General features: G+C 66.2%; 15 protein-coding genes. 3 read left to right on the top strand and 12 right to left on the bottom strand.

Annotated elements, in window-relative coordinates; translation table 11 throughout:
• Positions 1 to 19: 19 nt before the first annotated feature.
• A complete protein-coding gene (locus tag KTJ89_RS05820) occupies positions 20 to 1,177 on the bottom strand; it encodes a DNA polymerase III subunit delta' (protein ID WP_172173890.1) in 1,158 nt (385 codons plus the stop codon).
• 1 nt (position 1,178) lies between these two features.
• Positions 1,179 to 4,061 (bottom strand): dTMP kinase, encoded by a 2,883-nt coding sequence (gene tmk, locus KTJ89_RS05815; RefSeq protein WP_259357059.1) that lies wholly within the window; start codon positions 4,059 to 4,061, stop codon positions 1,179 to 1,181.
• A 109-nt stretch (positions 4,062 to 4,170) separates the two neighbouring features.
• Here tmk and KTJ89_RS05810 point away from each other — a divergent pair, with 109 nt between their 5' ends.
• Both KTJ89_RS05810 and KTJ89_RS05805 read left to right on the top strand, forming a co-directional pair.
• On the top strand, positions 4,171 to 4,926 hold the full coding sequence (locus KTJ89_RS05810) for a lipoate--protein ligase family protein (RefSeq protein WP_248283969.1): 756 nt from the start codon (positions 4,171 to 4,173) through the stop codon (positions 4,924 to 4,926).
• A gap of 93 nt (positions 4,927 to 5,019) precedes the next feature.
• Positions 5,020 to 5,514 (top strand): GNAT family N-acetyltransferase, encoded by a 495-nt coding sequence (locus KTJ89_RS05805; RefSeq protein ID WP_139468696.1) that lies wholly within the window; start codon positions 5,020 to 5,022, stop codon positions 5,512 to 5,514.
• A 250-nt stretch (positions 5,515 to 5,764) separates the two neighbouring features.
• Here KTJ89_RS05805 and topA read toward each other — a convergent pair whose 3' ends face one another.
• Together topA and KTJ89_RS05795 are read right to left on the bottom strand one after the other, a co-directional pair.
• Positions 5,765 to 8,596: a type I DNA topoisomerase gene (topA, locus tag KTJ89_RS05800; protein ID WP_259357058.1), complete on the bottom strand. Its 2,832-nt coding sequence runs from the start codon at positions 8,594 to 8,596 to the stop codon at positions 5,765 to 5,767.
• Between the two features lie 168 nt (positions 8,597 to 8,764).
• A complete protein-coding gene (locus KTJ89_RS05795; protein WP_259357057.1) occupies positions 8,765 to 10,423 on the bottom strand; it encodes a methyltransferase in 1,659 nt (552 codons plus the stop codon).
• 34 nt (positions 10,424 to 10,457) lie between these two features.
• Here KTJ89_RS05795 and sftH point away from each other — a divergent pair, with 34 nt between their 5' ends.
• A complete protein-coding gene (gene sftH / locus KTJ89_RS05790; RefSeq protein WP_172173899.1) occupies positions 10,458 to 12,734 on the top strand; it encodes a DNA 3'-5' helicase SftH in 2,277 nt (758 codons plus the stop codon).
• A 9-nt stretch (positions 12,735 to 12,743) separates the two neighbouring features.
• Here sftH and KTJ89_RS05785 read toward each other — a convergent pair whose 3' ends face one another.
• The 8 genes from KTJ89_RS05785 to ssd all read right to left on the bottom strand — a co-directional run bounded on the left by KTJ89_RS05785 (position 12,744) and on the right by ssd (position 17,989).
• A complete protein-coding gene (locus tag KTJ89_RS05785; RefSeq protein ID WP_139468699.1) occupies positions 12,744 to 13,061 on the bottom strand; it encodes an Rv3654c family TadE-like protein in 318 nt (105 codons plus the stop codon).
• Complete coding sequence (locus tag KTJ89_RS05780; RefSeq protein WP_172173902.1) at positions 13,058 to 13,444, bottom strand: TadE family protein; 387 nt, start codon at positions 13,442 to 13,444, stop codon at positions 13,058 to 13,060. The genes KTJ89_RS05785 and KTJ89_RS05780 overlap by 4 nt, the downstream gene beginning before the upstream one ends.
• Before the next feature lie 6 nt (positions 13,445 to 13,450).
• Positions 13,451 to 13,696, bottom strand: a complete 246-nt coding sequence (locus tag KTJ89_RS05775; protein WP_172173905.1) for a DUF4244 domain-containing protein — start codon at positions 13,694 to 13,696, stop codon at positions 13,451 to 13,453.
• A 186-nt stretch (positions 13,697 to 13,882) separates the two neighbouring features.
• Positions 13,883 to 14,485 carry a GNAT family N-acetyltransferase gene (locus tag KTJ89_RS05770; protein WP_092016110.1) on the bottom strand — a complete coding sequence of 201 codons (603 nt, stop codon included), beginning with the start codon at positions 14,483 to 14,485 and terminating at the stop codon, positions 13,883 to 13,885.
• A 42-nt stretch (positions 14,486 to 14,527) separates the two neighbouring features.
• Positions 14,528 to 15,124 carry a type II secretion system F family protein gene (locus KTJ89_RS05765; protein ID WP_253904004.1) on the bottom strand — a complete coding sequence of 199 codons (597 nt, stop codon included), beginning with the start codon at positions 15,122 to 15,124 and terminating at the stop codon, positions 14,528 to 14,530.
• On the bottom strand, positions 15,121 to 15,816 hold the full coding sequence (locus KTJ89_RS05760; protein WP_172173908.1) for a type II secretion system F family protein: 696 nt from the start codon (positions 15,814 to 15,816) through the stop codon (positions 15,121 to 15,123). The genes KTJ89_RS05765 and KTJ89_RS05760 overlap by 4 nt, the downstream gene beginning before the upstream one ends.
• Positions 15,813 to 16,985 carry a TadA family conjugal transfer-associated ATPase gene (locus tag KTJ89_RS05755; protein ID WP_259357056.1) on the bottom strand — a complete coding sequence of 391 codons (1,173 nt, stop codon included), beginning with the start codon at positions 16,983 to 16,985 and terminating at the stop codon, positions 15,813 to 15,815. The genes KTJ89_RS05760 and KTJ89_RS05755 overlap by 4 nt, the downstream gene beginning before the upstream one ends.
• A complete protein-coding gene (gene ssd / locus KTJ89_RS05750; protein WP_259357055.1) occupies positions 16,982 to 17,989 on the bottom strand; it encodes a septum site-determining protein Ssd in 1,008 nt (335 codons plus the stop codon). Before ssd ends, KTJ89_RS05755 begins: the two co-directional genes overlap by 4 nt.
• Positions 17,990 to 18,140: the final 151 nt, after the last annotated feature.

Raw genomic sequence — 18,140 nt, 5'->3', positions numbered from 1 at the left:
CGCGCCCAACCGTCGGCGATCAGAGTGCGCCCGTGCGGTCCTCTTGCAGCCAGGGGTTCGACAGCAGCACGAAGGCTGCTTCGACGATGAGCACGGGCGACATGTTCGTCTGCAGGCGCTGCCGGGCCTCGGTGATCGCATCGATGCGCAGCAGAGTGGTGTCGGGGCCGTCCCGGTTCGCCTGTTCGGCGATGAGATCGACTTCGCCGGCGTTGATCCACCCGTCTCGGATCCCCAGCTGGTACATGAGGATGTCACGGTAGAGGCTCATGAGCTCGAGGAAGATCCGGTCGAGCTCATCGTTGCGGGCCCGCACCGAACGGCGCTTCTGCTCTTCCTCGAGCTTTCTGATCTGCGCTCTGGCCGAGGGCGGAATCGTCTTCTCCCCTTCGACCCCCAATGTGGTCAGAAGCTGAGTCCGCTCGGCGGCATTGCGCTCTTCGACTCGTGACTTCGCGGTCTCTGCCGCTGCGTCGACGATCCGACCGGCCAAACGTATCGTCGCCCCCACCGAGGTGAGTTTGCCCGGGATGGCGAGGATCTGTTTGCGTTCGGCGTCGGCCGACTCGTTGAGCGCCAGGTATTTCGCGCGCCCGATGTGGTTCTGAGCCACGGCCGCAGCCCAATGGGCACGATCCTCCGAGACACTGTCTCGCTGCATCAACAGCTGTGCCACGGCCTCCCGAGAAGGAATACGCAGGCGTACCGGGCGACACCGCGATCGGATGGTGGTCAGCACATCGATCGGGCTCGGTGCACACAGCAGCCACACAGTTCCCGGAGGAGGTTCTTCGATGGCTTTGAGCAGCACGTTCGCCGTCCGCTCCATCATCCGATCGGCATCTTCGATGATGACGACACGCCATTTCGAGTTCACCGGCGACGACTGAGCCTTGGATACGAGTTCGCGGACCTCTTCGATCGAGATGACCGACTTCTGCGTCGACATGATCGTCAGCGACTCGTGATGTCCCGACAGCACCCTGGCGGTCACGTCGTTCGATTCGGTGCCACCGGAGATCAGGGCCGCGGCGAAGGCCCGAGCCGCATTGGATCGCCCTGAGCCGGGAGGACCGGTGAACAGCCAGGCATGGGTCATCGCCGCCGGGTTGTCCAGGGCATAGCCGAGCTGGGTGACGACGTCATCCTGGCCGACGAGTTCGTCGAAGACGCTCACTTCAGGAATCCTCCGGGTTGGTGAAGCGGCGGTTGCTGCGTTCCCGCTGCCTGCGCAGACGTTCCCGAGCCTGCCGTTCGATCTCGGCTTGCGCCTGCAGCCGTTCACGACTCATCTCCCGTGCACTGCGGACCGGCAGCACCGTGGTTTCCGCATCCCCGGCATCGGCCGAGTCCTCGAATGCGCCACCCGCACCTGCCTCGGCACTCGAATCGGCCCGGTGAACCACGCGGGTTTCGGCGTCTTCGGGATCGACACGGTTGACGATGCGGGTTTCCGCGTCTTCATCCGTGACGATTCGGTCCGTCGGCACACCATCGGCATCGTCGCTGTCATCGATGATCGCGTCGGTTCCGTGGGTCGGCAGCACCGTGGTGGCATCATCCTCGTCGGATCGGCGCGCACCCTTCTGCTCGAGGAACGACGGGAGCTCCTCCTCGTCATTCTCCGAGTCCCGGTCCGCGGCCTCACCGGCGACCCCCGGAGCACTGGTAGCACCGGATGGTTCCTCACTCGCCGAGGCGGTCGGATCCTCTCGCAGATCCGCTCCGAGGTCGACGCGTTTGGTGGGAACAGCACCCGAGATCTCGGCCTCGGCGTCGGTGACCGCAGAGGGAACGAAGCGATCGCCGGAGGCGGGGACGAAACGCGGTCCACGTTCGTGCATCTCGTCTTCGCCGCGCGTATCGCGTTCGTCGGTGTCGTTCGCATCGGTGTCATCCTCGGCGGAGCCATCTGCCGTATCCCGGCCGTCGACAGAGTCGTCTGCAGTCTCAGGTGCACCGTCCACTTCTGCGGAGGAGTCGGGAGAGGATGTTTCGTCTTTATCGTCGTCAGGCACGGTTCCGGCGGCCACGGCAGCGATCGGCACGGAGCTGCGTTCCGGGCCGCTGTCGGGCTCAGCATTCGATGTTGAGGCGGGGGGCGCCTCGGTGCCGGTGTCGCGCTTGACCAGGGTCTGCGGAAGCCGAGCGCGGATGGCCGCGAGGATCTGCTCGGTGAGTTCATCGGCGTCGACCGAGGCGTCGAGGACGACATACCGGTCGAGTTCCTTGTGTGCGCGGGACAGGTAGGTCTGGCGCACGCGCTGGTGGAACTGCTGGTTCTCGTCGTCGAGGTAGTTGCTGTCGCCGCGCTTGCCCATCCGCTCGGCCGCGACCTCGGGTTCGATGTCGAGGACGATCGTCAGGTTCGGTACGAGCCCCTGGGTGGCCCACCGACTCAGCGCGAGGATCGTCTTCTCGTCGAAGCTGCGACCGGCTGCCTGGTAGGCGATCGTCGAATCGATGTACCGGTCGGTGATGACGATGTTTCCGGCGTCGAGGCTGGGGTCGACCAGGGATGCCACATGGTGGGCACGGTCAGCGGCGAAGAGCAGGGCTTCGGTGCGCGAGCTCGGCGGGTCGGAGTCGAAGAGAACAGAACGGATCTTCGTGCCCAGTTCGGTGCCGCCGGGTTCGCGAGTGGCCTCCACGTGATAGCCGTCATCGGCCAGAGCCGCGGAGATGCGTTTGATCTGTGTGGTCTTGCCGGAACCATCTCCGCCTTCGATGGCGATGAAGAATCCGGCGCCGAGGCGTTCGGCCGAGTTCCCGAGTCCGCCGGCCGCAGTCTCCGGCTGGCTGGGCGGGCGGAATCCGTGGACGATGTCGACGGACAGCCCCTGCAGTCTGTGCGGGTCGAAGGTGAAGAGTCCGATGACTCCGGCGACCAGGGCGGCGATGCCGAAGATGAGGAACGCGACGTCGCTGGGAGCCAGGATCCAGTCAGGACTTGAACCGACTTCGACCGTGCCGCCGAGATCGAGGGCGTTGATCACCAAGGCCAGACCGGCGCCCGCGACGGCACCGTAGCGGCGGGAGAAGTCATAGGGCTGAGCGCGCACGCCGATGCCGACGAGGAACGCGATCGCGGCCGAGAGCACGACCTTGCCGGAGAGTTCGTTGATGGCGCCGGTGGCGAGCAGCAGCACACCGGAGACGAGCAGAGCGAAAGTGGACACACGCGGACGGGACATTCCGGGGGCGAAGGTCGGCCCCATCTCGAATCCGACGGCCCACCCGACGAGGCAGCAGGCGATGATGAGCGCGAAACCGGCCTGACCATAGCCGTGGCCGATCGCCGTCGGCTGGGCAAGCATGAAGGTCGCGCCGAGGACGGCGAAGAGGCCGATGCACACCCACGGATTCGCGATCGCCTCGGCGGGGCGGGCGACCCGGGCCTTGAGTTCGGGGAACTGCCCGGTCGTCGCAGACTCTGCGTGCAGGGCACGTTCGGGGGTGAGGAAGATGATGACGGAACCGGCGGCCATGCCGATGCCCACCAGCAGGGACACCCAGCCGAGCGCTTGAGTTCCCGCTGCAGAGCCGCCGAGGATCTGGAAGGCACAGGAGACGAAGACGAGGACGGCCGCGGGAATGCCGACACGGCGCCACGGCTTCTCGTGCCTGAAGGGGTTGATGCTCATGAGCAGACCGACCACGGCGCCGAGGAACAGGGCCGCGACCCAGGTCAACCAGGCGCTGGGAGCCAGGCTGAGGACGACGAGAAGTGCGGCTTCGACGATCGCTGAGATGCTCAGAGCTGTCTTGCGCACCGCCGGCGGTCGGGAGGCGAAGACCTTTGCGGGAATGAAGAGACCTGCGCAGGAGAGGGCGAAGACGATGAGCAGCGACAGACTGCCCAACTGATTGTCGAAACCTCCGGCGCTGAGAGACTCCCCCATGGCGGTGTAGGCGCGTCCGCCCACCGTCGCGACGAGTCCGCTGGTTCCTGCCACGACATAGCTGATCGCGACAAGAACGATCAGGGCACCCCAGGCGGCGGTCTCGGTGACCAGGCGGCCGGGGGCTCCGGGCAGTCGGTGTCCTGTAGTCGTCAACATGCTCACAGCCCTACACTATCTGGCCGAACTGACATATCTCTTGGAAACGAGTGCGATCTGCGACAACCCGAACCCGACCGGGGCCTGCCGATCCTCTACCCTTGAACTCGTGCACACAGACTCACTGGCGATGACAACGGTGGCGGCGGAAGGCTTGGGCCCCGTGGAGGAACTCGCATTCGCCCGCGTCCTCCTCGATTCGGTCAAGGCCGGACGCCGCGGAGCGACTCTGCGGATGTACCGACCGGCCCCGACCTTGGCGTTCGGTGCCAGGGATCGTTTCCTGCCCGGCTTCGCCGCCGCCATCGAAGCGGCCCGGGATCACGGTTTCACGCCTGCCCTGCGCAGCCTCGGCGGGCGCGCGGCCGCATACCATCCGGGTTCGCTGGTCATCGATCACATCGAACCGAGTGATTCATTCATCACGAACACCAACGCACGGTTCACCGGTTTCGGCCAGGACTATGTCGAGGTGCTGCGCGGGCTGGGCATCGATGCCCGCCTCGGCGAGATTCCCGGCGAATACTGTCCCGGTGAACACAGCGTCAACGTGGCCGGGCGGATCAAGGCGATCGGCACCGCCCAGCGCGTGGTCTCCGGTGCCTGGCTGTTCTCGTCGTCCGTCGTCGTCGAGGACCCGGATCCGATCCGCGCGGTACTCACCGATGTCGAAGCCGCCCTCGGAATCGACTGGGATCCGTCCACGGGCGGATCGATCAGCGAGGTCCATCCGGAGGTGACGATCGATTCCGTCGCCGAGGCGTTCGCCGCCTACTATGCCGACGCGAATCCGGATTCGCCCCTGTCCCCCACTGCCGAGGAGCTGGCCGAAGTAGCCGCCCACGCGGACAAGCACCGGCTGTGAGGTCGGCGAAAGCTGTGGTCGGCACAGGCCGGGACAGCGCGCGAACCGCGGAGACTGAATTCCTTTGACCGAACGACTTTGGGAGCACACACCATGACCGTCACCATTCGTGAAGCAGAACGCTCTGATCTGCCCGAGATCCTGCGGCTCGTCCGCGCGCTGGCCGTCTACGAGAAGGAACCGGATGCGGTCGAGGCCACCGAGGCGGATTTCGCGGCAGTGATGTTCCCCGACGGTGGTCATGCGAACACGTTCGGTCTCGTGGCCGAGTCGGGCGGCGAGGTCATCGGCATCGCGATCTGGTTCCATTCGTTCTCGACCTGGACGGGCAGGAACGGCATCTGGCTCGAGGACCTCTTCGTCTTGCCCGAACATCGCGGCTCGGGAGCCGGAAAGGCGCTGCTCGGCCGGCTGGCGCAGATCTGCCAGGAGCGCGGACTGACGCGGCTCGAATGGTGCGTGCTCAAATGGAACACCCCGTCCATCGGGTTCTACGAATCGCTGGGTGCGAAGCCGCAGGACGAGTGGGAGACCTACCGACTCGACGGCCAGGCGCTCACGGATTTCGCAGATTCGTCGCGCGACTGACCTCATCCCTGAGGCACTGCTGTCCTCGTCCCTGAGGCACTGGAGTACGTGGCCGGCGCCGGCAAACGGCGATTGTTGGGTCGATCCACGGTGTTTTCGACGTCGAGATCACCGTGGATCGACCCAACAATCACGGGCCACGGGGTGTCACAGGCGACGGGAGAAGAAACGACTTTCGCCACCTGCCGGACCATCAGGCAGGTGGCGAAAGCAGTGACAGGTGAACGCCGCGGGCTCGGCGGACGTCGACTCAGGGAGTCTTCGGCTTGGCCGTGCTCGTCTTCTTCGCAGCCGGAGTTCTCGCCGCCGTGGACTTCGACGCAGTCGACTTGGAAGCCGTCGTCTTCTTCGCGGCGGTGGTCTTCGACGCGGTGGTCTTCGACGTAGTCGTCTTGGCGGCCGTCGTCTTCTTCGCAGTCGACTTCTTGGCGGGGGCCTTCTTTGCCGGAGCTTTCTTCTTCGCCGGTCCCTTCGCGCGCTTCTCGGCGAGCAGAGTCGCGGCGCGTTCGAGCGTCACGGCTTCGACGGAGTCGTCCTTGCGCAGGGTCGCATTCGTCTCACCGTCGGTGACATACGGTCCGAAGCGACCGTCCTTGACGACGACGGGCTTCTTCGTCTCCGGGTCCTCGCCGAGTTCCTTCAGCGGTGCCGCGGCCCGACGACCGCCGCGCTGCTTCGGCTCGGAGTAGATCTTCAGCGCCTCTTCGAGGGTGATGTTGAAGATCTGCTCCTCATCGGTCAGGGAGCGGGAGTCGGTTCCCTTCTTCAGGTACGGTCCGTATCGGCCGTTCTGCGCGGTGATGTCCGTGCCCTCTTCGTCCTGTCCGACCACGCGCGGCAGGCTGAGCAGCTTGAGCGCGGTCTCGAGGTCGATCGAGTTCAGATCCATCGACTTGAACAGGGAACCTGTGCGCGGCTTCGGCTTCTTCGCGCCGCGCTTCGGCTTCTCCTCGGGTTCGGGCAGCACCTCGGAGACATAGGGTCCGAAACGACCGTTCTTCGCCACGATGGTGTGTCCGGTCTCCGGGTCGACGCCGAGCTCGCGGTCGCCGTCGCCTTGGGATTCGATGAGTTCGGCGGCCTTCGCCGCTGTCAGCTCATCGGGTGCCAGATCGTCGGGGACGGAGACCCGCTTCGGGTCCTCTCCGTCTTTCTCCGAAGCCACCTCGAGGTAGGGACCGTAGCGGCCCACGCGCAGGTTCACGCCCTCGCTGATGGCGACGGTGTTGACCTCGCGGGCATCGATATCGCCGAGGTCGTCGACGATGGCTTTGAGTCCTTCACGGTCCTGGGTCTTGTCACCGAAATAGAATCCGGCCAACCAGTCGTTGCGATCCTCCTCGCCCATCGCGATCCGGTCGAGTTCGGATTCGAGGTCAGCGGTGAACGCGTAGTCGACCAGACCGGTGAAGTGCTCTTCGAGCAGGCGGACGACGGAGAACGCCAACCAGCTGGGCACCAATGCGTTGCCGCGAGTCGTCACATAGCCGCGGTCCTGGATGACGGAGATCGTCGCAGCATAGGTCGAGGGTCGGCCGATGCCGAGCTCTTCGAGCTGCTTGACCAGGCTGGCTTCGGTGAAGCGCGGCGGCGGAGCGGTGGTGTGGCCGTCGGCTTCGGCCTTGACGACCGACAGCGATTGGCCCTCTTCGACCTGCGGCAGCCGCGATTCTCCGGACTTCGTGTCGTAGCGGGACGCGTCCTGGCCCTCTTCATAGGCGGCAAGGAACCCGCGGAAGGTGATGACGGTGCCGCTGGCGCTGAAACCGGCTTCGTGGCCGTCGGCGAGAGCAGCGCTGACCTTGATCGTCGCGGTCTTGCCCTTCGCGTCGGCCATCTGGCTGGCGACGGTGCGCTTCCAGATGAGGTCGTAGAGACGGAACTCGTCGCCGTTGAGCTGCTTGGACACCTGTGCCGGGGTGCGGAAGGAGTCACCGGCGGGACGGATCGCCTCGTGGGCCTCCTGCGCCGATTTCTGCTTGCTCGCGTACTGGCGCGGCGACTGCGGAACGAATTCGGGACCGTAGAGTTCGGTCACCTGCTTGCGGGCGGCAGCGATGGCCTGACCCGACAGCGCCGAGGAGTCGGTACGCATATAGGTGATGTAGCCGTGCTCGTACAGCGACTGAGCGGTGCGCATGGCCTGACGAGCGCTCATGCGCAGTTTGCGTCCGGCTTCCTGCTGCAGGGTCGAGGTCGTGAAGGGTGCGGCCGGGCGCCGGGAGTACGGCTTCGACTCCACCGCGGTCACCGTCAGCGCATCCTTGGCGCTGCCGTTCAGCTCCGTGGCCAACGACTCCGCTCGCGCCTGGTCGACGATCGTCGCCGAGGTGTTCTTCAGCTCGCCCTTGTCGTTGAAGTCACGGCCGCTGGCCACCCGCGATCCGTCGAGTGTGGTGAGATTCGCAGCGAACGGGTTCGTCCCGTCCGGCAGACCGAGATCGATATCGAGGTCCCAGTAGTCTGCGGGCACGAAGGCCATGCGTTCGCGTTCGCGTTCGACGACGAGGCGGGTGGCCACGGACTGCACACGTCCGGCCGAGAGCCCGGCACGGATCTTGCGCCACAGCACGGGTGAGACCTCGTAGCCGTAGAGACGGTCGAGGATGCGGCGGGTCTCCTGCGCGTCGACGAGCGAGGAATCGATATCGCGGGTGTTCTCCAGGGCCCGTTCGATCGCCTCAGGCGTGATCTCGTGGAAGACCATGCGCTTGACCGGAATCTTCGGTTTGAGGACTTCGAGCAGATGCCAGGCGATGGCCTCTCCCTCGCGGTCCTCATCCGTTGCCAGATAGAGTTCGTCGGCGTCCTTGAGCAGACGCTTGAGTTCGGTGACTTTCTTCTTCTTGCCCGGATCGATCCGATAATAGGGATCGAAGTTGTTGTCGACGTCGACAGCGAACTTTCCGTACGGCCCCTTCTTCATATCGGCGGGCAGCTCCGAAGGGGTGGGCAGGTCGCGGATATGACCGACGGAGGCCTCGACGTCATAACCGTCGCCGAGGTATCCCACAATCGTTCGCGCCTTCGTCGGAGACTCGACGATGACGAGGCGACGGGGCTTCTTCTCGGTTGTGGTCACGCTTTCACATTCCTCTCACGGCATCAGCTGCCCGCTGCAACGGACGATCCGGCCCAATGTAACACTGTTGAACGGACACGTTCCTCATCGGCACTTGCGGCCCGGATGCTGCCCGGACCTCGTCCGATCTCGGCTCGGACACGGGGTCAACGGTTTCCGATCCTATCCCTATTCCGCCGACGTCCCAGTCGTCGAGGTCCCGATCGAACCGCCGTCGGGCAGCAGTGCACCCGCCGCGCACAGGGCTCTGACCTGCGCCACGAGCTGATCTTCCAGAGCCGTGGGATCGACCTCGAGAAGCTGGGCCAAGGCCCCGGCCGTCTGTCGCAGGGTCAGCGTCCCATCCGCGACGGACACGAATCCGGCCAGTGCCGTGTCGAGGTCGAAGACCTGCCCGAAGCCGATCCCCGGTTCCAAGGTGATCGAGTTGGGTTCCGGCGCCCCGGGAAGGAAATGGCGATGTTCGACGAGGTCCGGAGAGCGTGTGAAAGCAGTCGCGGCGATCTCCTCCGGTCCGGCCGCTGCCAGCCACGACCGGATCGCGATGATCGTGGTGAGGAACTCTGCGAGTCCGTGCGGATTGTTCGCCGGCGCCGAGGTGACTCTGACCCGGGTCTTGAACACTCCCTCGGCCGTCTCCAACGGTCCGCGGTCGACGTCCGAGGTGACGTCGCCGATCGCGGGATCTTCGGTACCAATCGTTGGCACATCGTTATCGGACTTCGCGATCAGCACGTACCCGAAGACGACTTCGTCCACAGCTCTGGTGGCGAAGTCGTCGAGCCATGCGGCGACTGCGTCGTTCCAGGCGGTGCTGGCGCGAGGGATCCCGCTGTCGCGGATCCAGGTCTCGGCGTAGGCGATGGGGTCCAGGGCTTCGCGTTCGATGACGAACACTGACGTGTCGTCATCGCTGACCCAGGACTCCGGTCCTTCGTCCTTCCCCGAGGCGGCTTCCCAGTTTCCGAGGCAGACGCTGCGTCCGCCCGGGGCGAGGTTCTCAGGGATCCGGGTGAAGAGCTCCCGAACGAGTCGGTCCCCAGTCATTCCGCCGTCCCGGTATTCGAAGGTGGTGTCCGTGCTGCGCGGGGTGATCACGAACGGCGGATTCGACACGAGCAGATCCACGGGTTCCTGCAATGGTTCGAGAAGCGAGCCGTGCCGGAATTCGATCGTCGTCACACCGTTGAGTCCGGCCGAGAGTTCGGCCAGACGCAGGGCCCGGTGGGAGATGTCGGTGGCGATGACTCGGTCGCTGTGGCGGGTCAGCAGCAGAGCTTGGATTCCGCAGCCGGTGCCGATGTCGGCGGCCACCCCGACGTGGTCGCGCGGGGTGATCGACACCAGTGTCCGGCCGGCTCCGCCGAGTCCAAGTACGAACTCGCCGTCGAGGACATCCGGTGTGGTCAGGGTCCCGTGGTCGGCCACGAGGTAGAGGTTCTCGTCCCCGGGACGGAAGCCGCGGGGAACACCCACGGGAAGTTCATAGGGGGTCAGGGCGAAGGGGGCGGTCACCTCGTCGTCGTCCACGGTGATCAGCCCCGCCTCGGCGGCGGTGTCGAAGGACTCCCCCAGCAGGGCGCGGACCTGGGCGACCGGGACTGTGCGGTGGAAGTGGAAGATCAGCGCCGCGCTGGCCATGGCACGGTCGGCGGCCGTCGACGACTGGTCCGCCAGCGTCCGGGCGCAGTGGTGGATGGCGGGTGCGGCGTTGTTGCGCAGCAGCGCCTCCGAGGTCGGACCACCCCAGAACTGGCGCAGCCGTGGTTCGGTGTATCCGGAACGGTAGAGGGTCTCGCCCAGGTGGGCCAACGGCAGATCAGTCACAGAAGAATCCTAGCGACTGCGCCATAATTGACTCATGGCCTCCTCTGCTCTTCTCGACATCGTCACCGGTTTCGGTGCCCGGGATGAGCGGATCGTCCATGTCCGCGATATCCCGCAGCGTTTCGAACGGGATGCCGAGTGGCCGGACTGGATCGACGAGGAACTCAAGCACGCATGTCATTCCATCGGCGTCGACGCTCTGTGGCAGCACCAGCTCAAGGCGGCGCAGACGGCCAGGGACGGTTCCGACGTCGTCATCGCCACCCCCACCGCGTCGGGCAAGTCGTTGGGATTCTGGCTGCCGGTGCTCGAAGCGATCCAATCGACTCGCGGGAAGCTGCGCACCGCCTCGGCGATCTACATCGCTCCGACAAAGGCTCTGGCCGCCGATCAGCTGGCCAAACTCGAACGATTCGTCATCCAGGGCATGCGTCCCGCCAGCTACGACGGGGACACCTCACAGGTCTCGAAGGACTGGGCGAGACGGCATGCGAACATCATCTTCACCAACCCGGACATGCTCCACCGCAGCATTCTGCCCCAGCACGAACGCTTCGCCCGGATGTTCAAAAACCTGCGCTTCATCGTCATCGATGAAGCCCACCGCTACCGTGGAGTGTTCGGGTCCCACGTCGCACTCATCCTCCGCCGCCTACTGCGCATCGCCGCCCACTACGGGGCCTCACCGGTCGTCATCGGAGCCTCGGCGACGATGGCGGACCCGGACGCAGCCTTTGCGAAGCTGACCGGGCGGCCCGCAAACGCGGTGACCGAGGATTCTTCACCCCGGGCAGCAGGCAGCTTCGCACTGTGGGAGCCTCCTGTGTCACCGGGCGGGGACCGGCGCAGCGGCCTCGTCGAGGCCGCCGATGTCATCACCGATTCCATGTGCGCCGGATATCGATCGATCACGTTCATCGCCTCCCGCCGAGGCACCGAAGCCCTGGCGCAGACGGTCCGTGACCAGGTGGGTGAGGTGGACGAGACCCTGACCGGCAAGGTCGCGGCATACCGGGGCGGGTATCTGGCCGAAGAGCGCAGGATGCTCGAGACGGCTCTGCGTTCGGGTCAGCTGCTGGCCGTGGCGTCGACGAATGCTCTGGAGCTGGGCATCGACATCTCCGGACTCGACCTGGTCATCATCTCCGGCTGGCCGGGGACCTTGGCGTCCCTATGGCAGCAGGCGGGACGCGCGGGCCGAGCCGGGCAACGGTGGATGACTGTGTTCATCGCCCGCGATGATCCGCTCGATACCTTCGTCGTCCACCACCCCGAAGTCATCTTCGACTCCCCCGTCGACGCCGGCGTCATCCATCCTGGCAATCCGCACGTGCTTTCCGGTCACCTGTGTGCGGCCGCCGCCGAGGTGCCTCTGAAGGCGGCCGATCTCGTGCACTTCCCGGACGATTCGTCCGAGGTCATCGACGATCTCGTGGAGCGGAAGATGCTGCGAGCACGGCCAACCGGATGGTTCTGGGCAAAAGACCAACCGGCGACCGACCTGTCCGATATCCGCGGTTCCGGCGGCGGACAATTCAGCCTGGTCGAAGCGAGCACCGGCACTCTGCTGGGCACGGTCGACGAATCGGGTGCACATACGGGAGCCCATCCGGGCGCGGTGTACACGCATCAGGGCATCGACTTCACCGTCCTCGATCTCGACCTCGAGGACCGGATCGTCGCCGTCGAACGTGCCGAGGTCGACTACACGACTCAGCCGCGCTCGCAGACGGAGATCTCGATCGTCGACACCGATGCGCAGCGGGTTCTGCCCTCCGGGGTGGCTGTGTGCAGCGGCACCGTCGACGTCAAGGATCAGGTCGTCGCCTACCGGATGCGGGCCAAGCGAGGTGGAGCGATCATCGCCGAACACGAGCTCGACCTGCCGGAGCGCACGCTGCGGACGAAGGCCGTGTGGTGGACCATTCCGCAGAGCGTCCTCGACGAGGCCGAAGTCGTCTCCGGAGACCTGCCCGGAGCCGTCCATGCCGCCGAGCATGCCTCGATCGGTCTGCTGCCGCTCTTCGCCGGCTGTGACCGCTGGGATATCGGCGGGGTGTCGACAGCTCTGCATGCCGACACCGGACTGGCGACAGTGTTCGTCTATGACGGTCTGGCCGGTGGTGCCGGTTTCGCCGAACGCGGCAGCGAGGTCATCGAAGAATGGTTGGGTGCGACAAGGGATGCCATCGCCGCATGTGAGTGCATCGACGGCTGCCCGTCGTGTGTGCAGTCGCCGAAGTGCGGCAACGGCAACGAACCGTTGGAGAAGGACGCTGCGCTGCGGCTGCTGCGCACCGTGCTCAGGTAGCGATCCCCCTCATTTCCCGGCGACGGCCTCCTCTCTGACCTTCGGCAGAGGTCCCGGGATGTCGACTTCGATGACGACATAGGCGGATTGCTCACTCAATGAGGCACGGCAGTCCTTGAGGTGTCCGCCGTTGCGAATCGCGACCTCCTTCGCCGTCTCACACGGTTCCCCGGTGGCCAGTCCGCGCACGGCGTCCGCGGCGGCGAGCGCCGCCAGATCCGCGGCACTCTGTGCCCGACTGTGGGCGACGAACGCCTGGCCGAGGCTGCCGATGGCGGTGACGAGGACGAGCACGATCGAGCAGAGACCCACGACGATGTTCGTCATGACGGTCCTCCTCTGTCCCCTTCGAACCGTGCGGTGGCATCCGCGTCGACGGTGTCGAGGAAGAAGATCGCGGCCGGCAGCTCGATCGTGACCGTGACGACCGAGTATCCGCCGTCGGCTCGGACACGGACCGAGGATGAGTCACCGGCGAGCTTCTTCGCTTCGGACACGACGGCGGCCTGTGGTTCGCCGCGGGCGATCTCACGGGCCGCGGACCGTGCCGCGTCGAAGGCTCGCAGCTGGGAGAACCCGACAGCGGCGGCTCCCGCGAGCAGCACGATGAGAAGAACGACAGCCGGCATGACGACGGCGAATTCCGCCGTCGCCGTTCCCGCATCGCGATCCCATCCTCGCTGCCGCTGACGGGAGCGTCCGCGTGCCATGACGGTTCAGCTACCCAGACCGAGCGCCGAGGAGATGACCCCCGTGATGAGTTCCTTGATCGGTTCGGATTTGAGGACCACGACGAGAAGTGCGGCGAATCCGCACGCGGCCAGAGTGGTGATCGCATATTCGGCTGTGGTCGCTCCGGCGTCGGGTTCCCAGAACTGTTCGATCTCGCTGTGGTCCTCGACCGGTTCCGCGTGCCCGGTCGGTGGGTCCTCGATCTGCGGGGACGGTGATGTGGTGGCCATGCTCTCCTCCTTGGCTGAAACCCCGTTCACACTCTGCGAGCGGACCTTCAGCCTGGGAGTCGGCATGCTGCCGTGTCCAGGGCCGGATTCGCACCTGTGGAAACGTGTTCTGCATCCACAGGCTCACCGTGTGTGAGTGGAGGCGCCGTCCACAGGAAACGGCGTGCGAGTCAGTGGCGGGGCGCCTCAGCTGTTGCCGGCCCAGTCGTCTCTGAGGATGGCCATGATGACTTCGTCGTGGCGCCGGCCGTTGAAGAACACGGCTTCGCGTCGACGGCCTTCTTCGACGAATCCGGCTTTCGTATAGGAGGCGATTCCACGGGTGTTGAACGCCCAGGTCTGCAGCTCGATGCGATTGAGTCCCAATTGGAGGAACCCGTATTTCACGGCCAGTCGCACGGCATCCGAGCCGTATCCGCGACCGTGGAATTCAGGGCCGAGGACGATCGCCAGAGTAGCGGACTGGTTGATGGGATTGCGTCCGTAGAGGGTGACATGGCCGACGAACTCCTCGGTTTCGGTCAGCTCGATGCTGAAGCCGACTGCCTCGCTCGAGGTGTTCGCACTCCACTGCGAGAACTGCTCGGACACACCCCCTTCGGGCCGCGGCAGAACCGTGTGATTCTGCAGGACGACGATCGAGGGATCGAACCACCACTGTTCGAGGTACGGCAGATCATCCTCCCTCAGCGGCCGGAGACGCACAGATCGACCGACGAAGAGATTCTCGGCGTAGTCCTCGGCTTGTTCGACATTGGACAGCTGATTGAAAGGTGTGACCGGTGCCATGTCCCGAGCCTATCGGTCGAGTCTGAAAACCCGGTCACCACTTCAGAAGAACACGGTCGTGAGGTCGGTCAGCAGTGAGATGACGACCGGAACGACAGACAGCAGCAGGAACGCCGGCAGAATGCACACGCCCAAAGGCAGCACCAGCTGCACACCCAAAGAGGCGGCCGCCTCCTGCCGACGCCGACGGGACGAAGCCCGCAGCTCCTCGGCCACTGACTCGATGAGAGGTGCCGGGCCGACGCCGGTGTGTTCGGAGAACTCGAAGACCTCGAGCACCGGCAGCAGGCGATCGTCGTCGGCGAGCCTGCGCCTTCCGATCGTCATTGCACGGGCGATCCTCTGCAGACCCGACCGGTCGTCGGTCGCCTCGGCGGTCAGGGTCAGCGCCACGGGAATCGGCAGACCGGAGGTCAGGCAGATCGCCACAAGGTCGAGGTCGAACGCCAGCTGATCATCGGCCACTGCTCCTGCCGTCCCCGACTCCGGCGTTCCCGCCTCCCCGGCAGCCGCCTCGGTGTCGGTGGGAACGGATCGGCCCTCGCCGAGGAGGCTCTGCAGTCTCCCGCGGGTCGGTCCGGACCACAGGAGCACGCCGAGTCCGACGCAGACACCGATGAGCACAATCAGCATGGTCATCTCTGTGCCCTGAGCATCATCGTCCGCATCCACCACCGGCCGGCCCCGTACAGGAGGAGACCGGCACCGATGCTCAGCTGTCCCGGCAGTCCGGTGATGAGTTCCAGAGGGCGGACGCCGATGAGCAGACCGAGACCGACGCCGATGAGCGGCAGCCAGCTGAGCACCCGCACCGTCGACCTCGGTCCGGCCATGGCGATGCGGCGTTCGCGTTCGGCGTCGAGGGCGTCTCTCTGGGCTGCCGCATACCTGAGGATCATCTCCGCTGCCGGTGCTCCGGAGCGTTCGGACACCGTCCACACAGCGGCCATTCCCGACAGCACGTGAGCGGCGGTTTCCGACAGTCCGGAGCTGCGGATGGCGATGGCACGTCCGGGTTCCTCACCCAGGGAGATGGCTCGTGAGATCGGGGTCAGGACGTCGTTGCGGCGACTCAGCGTGCTCATCACCGCCTGCGGGGTCATCCCCACCTTGAGCAGGTGGGCGCAGTTCTCCACGGCGGCGATCGCCCACAGACGCTCGGCCTGATCGTCGGCGGTGTGACCGCCTGGGCGAAAGAAGGCACGCACCCCTTTCCGCACAGATTCTCCGCCCTCGCCACGGGGCAAGAGCTCGCGCAGCCTGGAGCCCGGGTCCGGAGGCGCGGCGAGGATGATCCCGGCCGCGATGAGGACGGCGGTGACGACGATCATTGCGCGGACTTCTGTTCGAGCACGGCTTCGAACCGGGCCAGGGCACGCCGATTGACAGTGCCGGCCGTCGACGGCGAGGGGCGACCCAACACCGGTTCCATCACCACTCCCTCGGATCCGGTCCTCGTCGGGATCGCCAATTCCGTGACTCCCCGCTCGGAACCCGTGCGACGCAGATGGATGACGAGGTCGATGGCGGTGGAGAACTGCGAATACACGGCGTCCGGACTCATCTGCGCCAGCGCACCGAGCGCAGCCACCCGGCTGGGCACGGCCTCGGCGGTGTTCGCGTGGATCGTCGCACACCCACCCTCGTGCCCGGTATTGAGGGCCGTGAGCATGTCCCGGACCTCGGCACCGCGGCATTCCCCGACGACGAGGCGATCGGGCCGCATCCGCAGGGCATTGCGCACGAGGTCGGTCAGGGTCACTTCGCCGCCGCCTTCGACGTTGGCCTGACGCGCAGCGAGCTGCACGGTGTGCGGGTGGGTGACGATGAGCTCGCGGGAGTCCTCGACGATGACGATGCGTTGGATCGGTTCGACCAGCGACAGCAGAGCGCCGAGGAGGACGGTCTTTCCCGTGCCCGTTCCGCCGGAGACGAGGATGTTCGCCCGCGAGGTGACCGCCTCGGCGACGAGGGGGCTGATCTCAGCGGGGACGAACCCTTCGGCGCAGAGCTGGGAATAGGGGAATCCGGCCCGTTTGGGTACGCGGAAGCTGATCGTCGTCGTCTCCCCGGAGATCGGTGGGACGATCGCGTTCATCCGCACCCCGTCGGGCAGACGAACGTCGACATAGGGGGAAGAATCGTCGAGGCGGCGCCCGCCGAGGGCGGCCAAACGCACCGCCAAGGACCGCACGTCCTCTTCGGATCCCAGCGTCAGGTCGAGCAGCTGGGGACCGTCACCGGTGTCGGCGAAGACCTCCCGCGGCCCGTTGACGAACACGTCCGTGGTGCCGGGCACCTCGAGCACGGACTGCAGGGGTACGGCCCCGGACAGCTGCGCGGACAGCCGGGTGACGAGTTCGAGCAGGGCGGAGGAACCGAGCACGCGTCCGGTGCGCTGGACCGCCTCGGCGACGGCGGCCGTGGTCACCGGTCCCGGATTGTCGAGCAGCGTTTTGCGGACATCGGCGACGAGCGAGGCGTCGAGCCATTCGCTCATTCCACCCACTCCCCCAGCAATCGGTCGACGAGGCGGCCGAGGTGCGCCCCACCTGGGATTCCCTCGCCGCGGTCGACGGCAGCGGACAGGCCCCGATCGTCGCGGATGCTTCCAGCCAGGCTCAGCCCGATGGAATCGGCGAGGAGGTCGGCGTCGAGCCCGCCGGCCCCGGTTTCACGGACGACGAGGCGCACATCCGGGTGGGCTTGGGAGAGCCGCTTGGCCACTTGGGAGGAGGCGACGGCGGATCTGACCCGGGCCGGGGAGACGAGGAGGACATGATGGCAGCGCCGGGTCCACCGGGGTGGGGCGTGGCGGGGCAGATCGACGATGACGAGGTCGAAGGCCTGGCCGGCCGCGGCGAGGAAGTCGTCGAAGACGTCCGGGTCGAGGTCGACGGTGTCGTCTCGCCCCCAGGACAGAAGGGCGAGCCCGTCGTGGCGGGGCAGCGCTTCGGCCAGGGTGGAGGGGCGCAGCTGTCCGCGGGAGGCACTGAGGTCGGTCCATCGCGGACCGGGGGCCTGTTCGGCACCGAGGACGAGGTCGAGTCCCCCACCGAGCGGGTCGGCGTCGACGAGGACGGTGCTGTGATCGGCTCCGGCCCGCCGGGCGAGTGCGCAGGCGAGCACGGAGGCTCCGGCTCCCCCGCATCCGGCGACGACGCCGACCGTGGCCCCGGGTGCCGTCGGCGGTTCGACAGCGGCGATCATCCGCCCGCTCAGCCATTCCGCAGCAGCAGGCAGCACGGCGAGCTGGTCGACGCCGAGGTGCGCGGCCCTCGCCCAGGTCGAGGAGGGTTCGTCATCGTCGAGGACGACGAGGATCGTGTCTGCCCGGTCGGTGGCGGGGGCTTCGCGGACGTCTTCTCCGAGGAGGATGAGCGACGCGGACTGCCAGCCTCCGGAGTCGGGAGGCAGGACGGTCAGCGAGATGCCGATGCTTTCGGCCACTCGGGCGCATTCTTCCGTGATCGCACCGAGGTCGGTGATGAGGGCTACCTGCATGCACCGAGCCTGGATCCGCCCCGCTGTCACCGGCCAGGCCGGAGTGCCGCCCTGTGGATGGAACGACGAAGGGACGCCTCCTGTGAGGTTGAGTCACAGGAGGCGCCCCCAGCGGCAGTCGGCGGCCTCCGTCCACGTCAGCCGCGGTGGG

It is taken from the genome of Brevibacterium sediminis, from assembly GCF_024895295.1.
Taxonomy (GTDB): Bacteria; Actinomycetota; Actinomycetes; order Actinomycetales; family Brevibacteriaceae; genus Brevibacterium; species Brevibacterium sediminis.
Note: the sequence above shows the minus strand (reverse complement) of the source record. Positions and strands in the feature narration are given on the sequence as shown.

Bases quoted from the DNA above. Each gene is read 5' to 3' on its own strand.
- sftH (WP_172173899.1), top strand. From the start codon at position 10,458: ATGGCCTCCTCTGCTCTTCTCGACATCGTCACCGGTTTCGGTGCCCGG.
- KTJ89_RS05770 (WP_092016110.1), bottom strand. From the start codon at position 14,485: ATGGCACCGGTCACACCTTTCAATCAGCTGTCCAATGTCGAACAAGCC.
- KTJ89_RS05805 (WP_139468696.1), top strand. From the start codon at position 5,020: ATGACCGTCACCATTCGTGAAGCAGAACGCTCTGATCTGCCCGAGATC.
- KTJ89_RS05765 (WP_253904004.1), bottom strand. From the start codon at position 15,124: ATGACCATGCTGATTGTGCTCATCGGTGTCTGCGTCGGACTCGGCGTG.
- KTJ89_RS05760 (WP_172173908.1), bottom strand. From the start codon at position 15,816: ATGATCGTCGTCACCGCCGTCCTCATCGCGGCCGGGATCATCCTCGCC.
- tmk (WP_259357059.1), bottom strand. From the start codon at position 4,061: ATGTTGACGACTACAGGACACCGACTGCCCGGAGCCCCCGGCCGCCTG.
- KTJ89_RS05785 (WP_139468699.1), bottom strand. From the start codon at position 13,061: ATGACGAACATCGTCGTGGGTCTCTGCTCGATCGTGCTCGTCCTCGTC.
- KTJ89_RS05775 (WP_172173905.1), bottom strand. From the start codon at position 13,696: ATGGCCACCACATCACCGTCCCCGCAGATCGAGGACCCACCGACCGGG.
- ssd (WP_259357055.1), bottom strand. From the start codon at position 17,989: ATGCAGGTAGCCCTCATCACCGACCTCGGTGCGATCACGGAAGAATGC.
- KTJ89_RS05755 (WP_259357056.1), bottom strand. From the start codon at position 16,985: ATGAGCGAATGGCTCGACGCCTCGCTCGTCGCCGATGTCCGCAAAACG.
- KTJ89_RS05780 (WP_172173902.1), bottom strand. From the start codon at position 13,444: ATGGCACGCGGACGCTCCCGTCAGCGGCAGCGAGGATGGGATCGCGAT.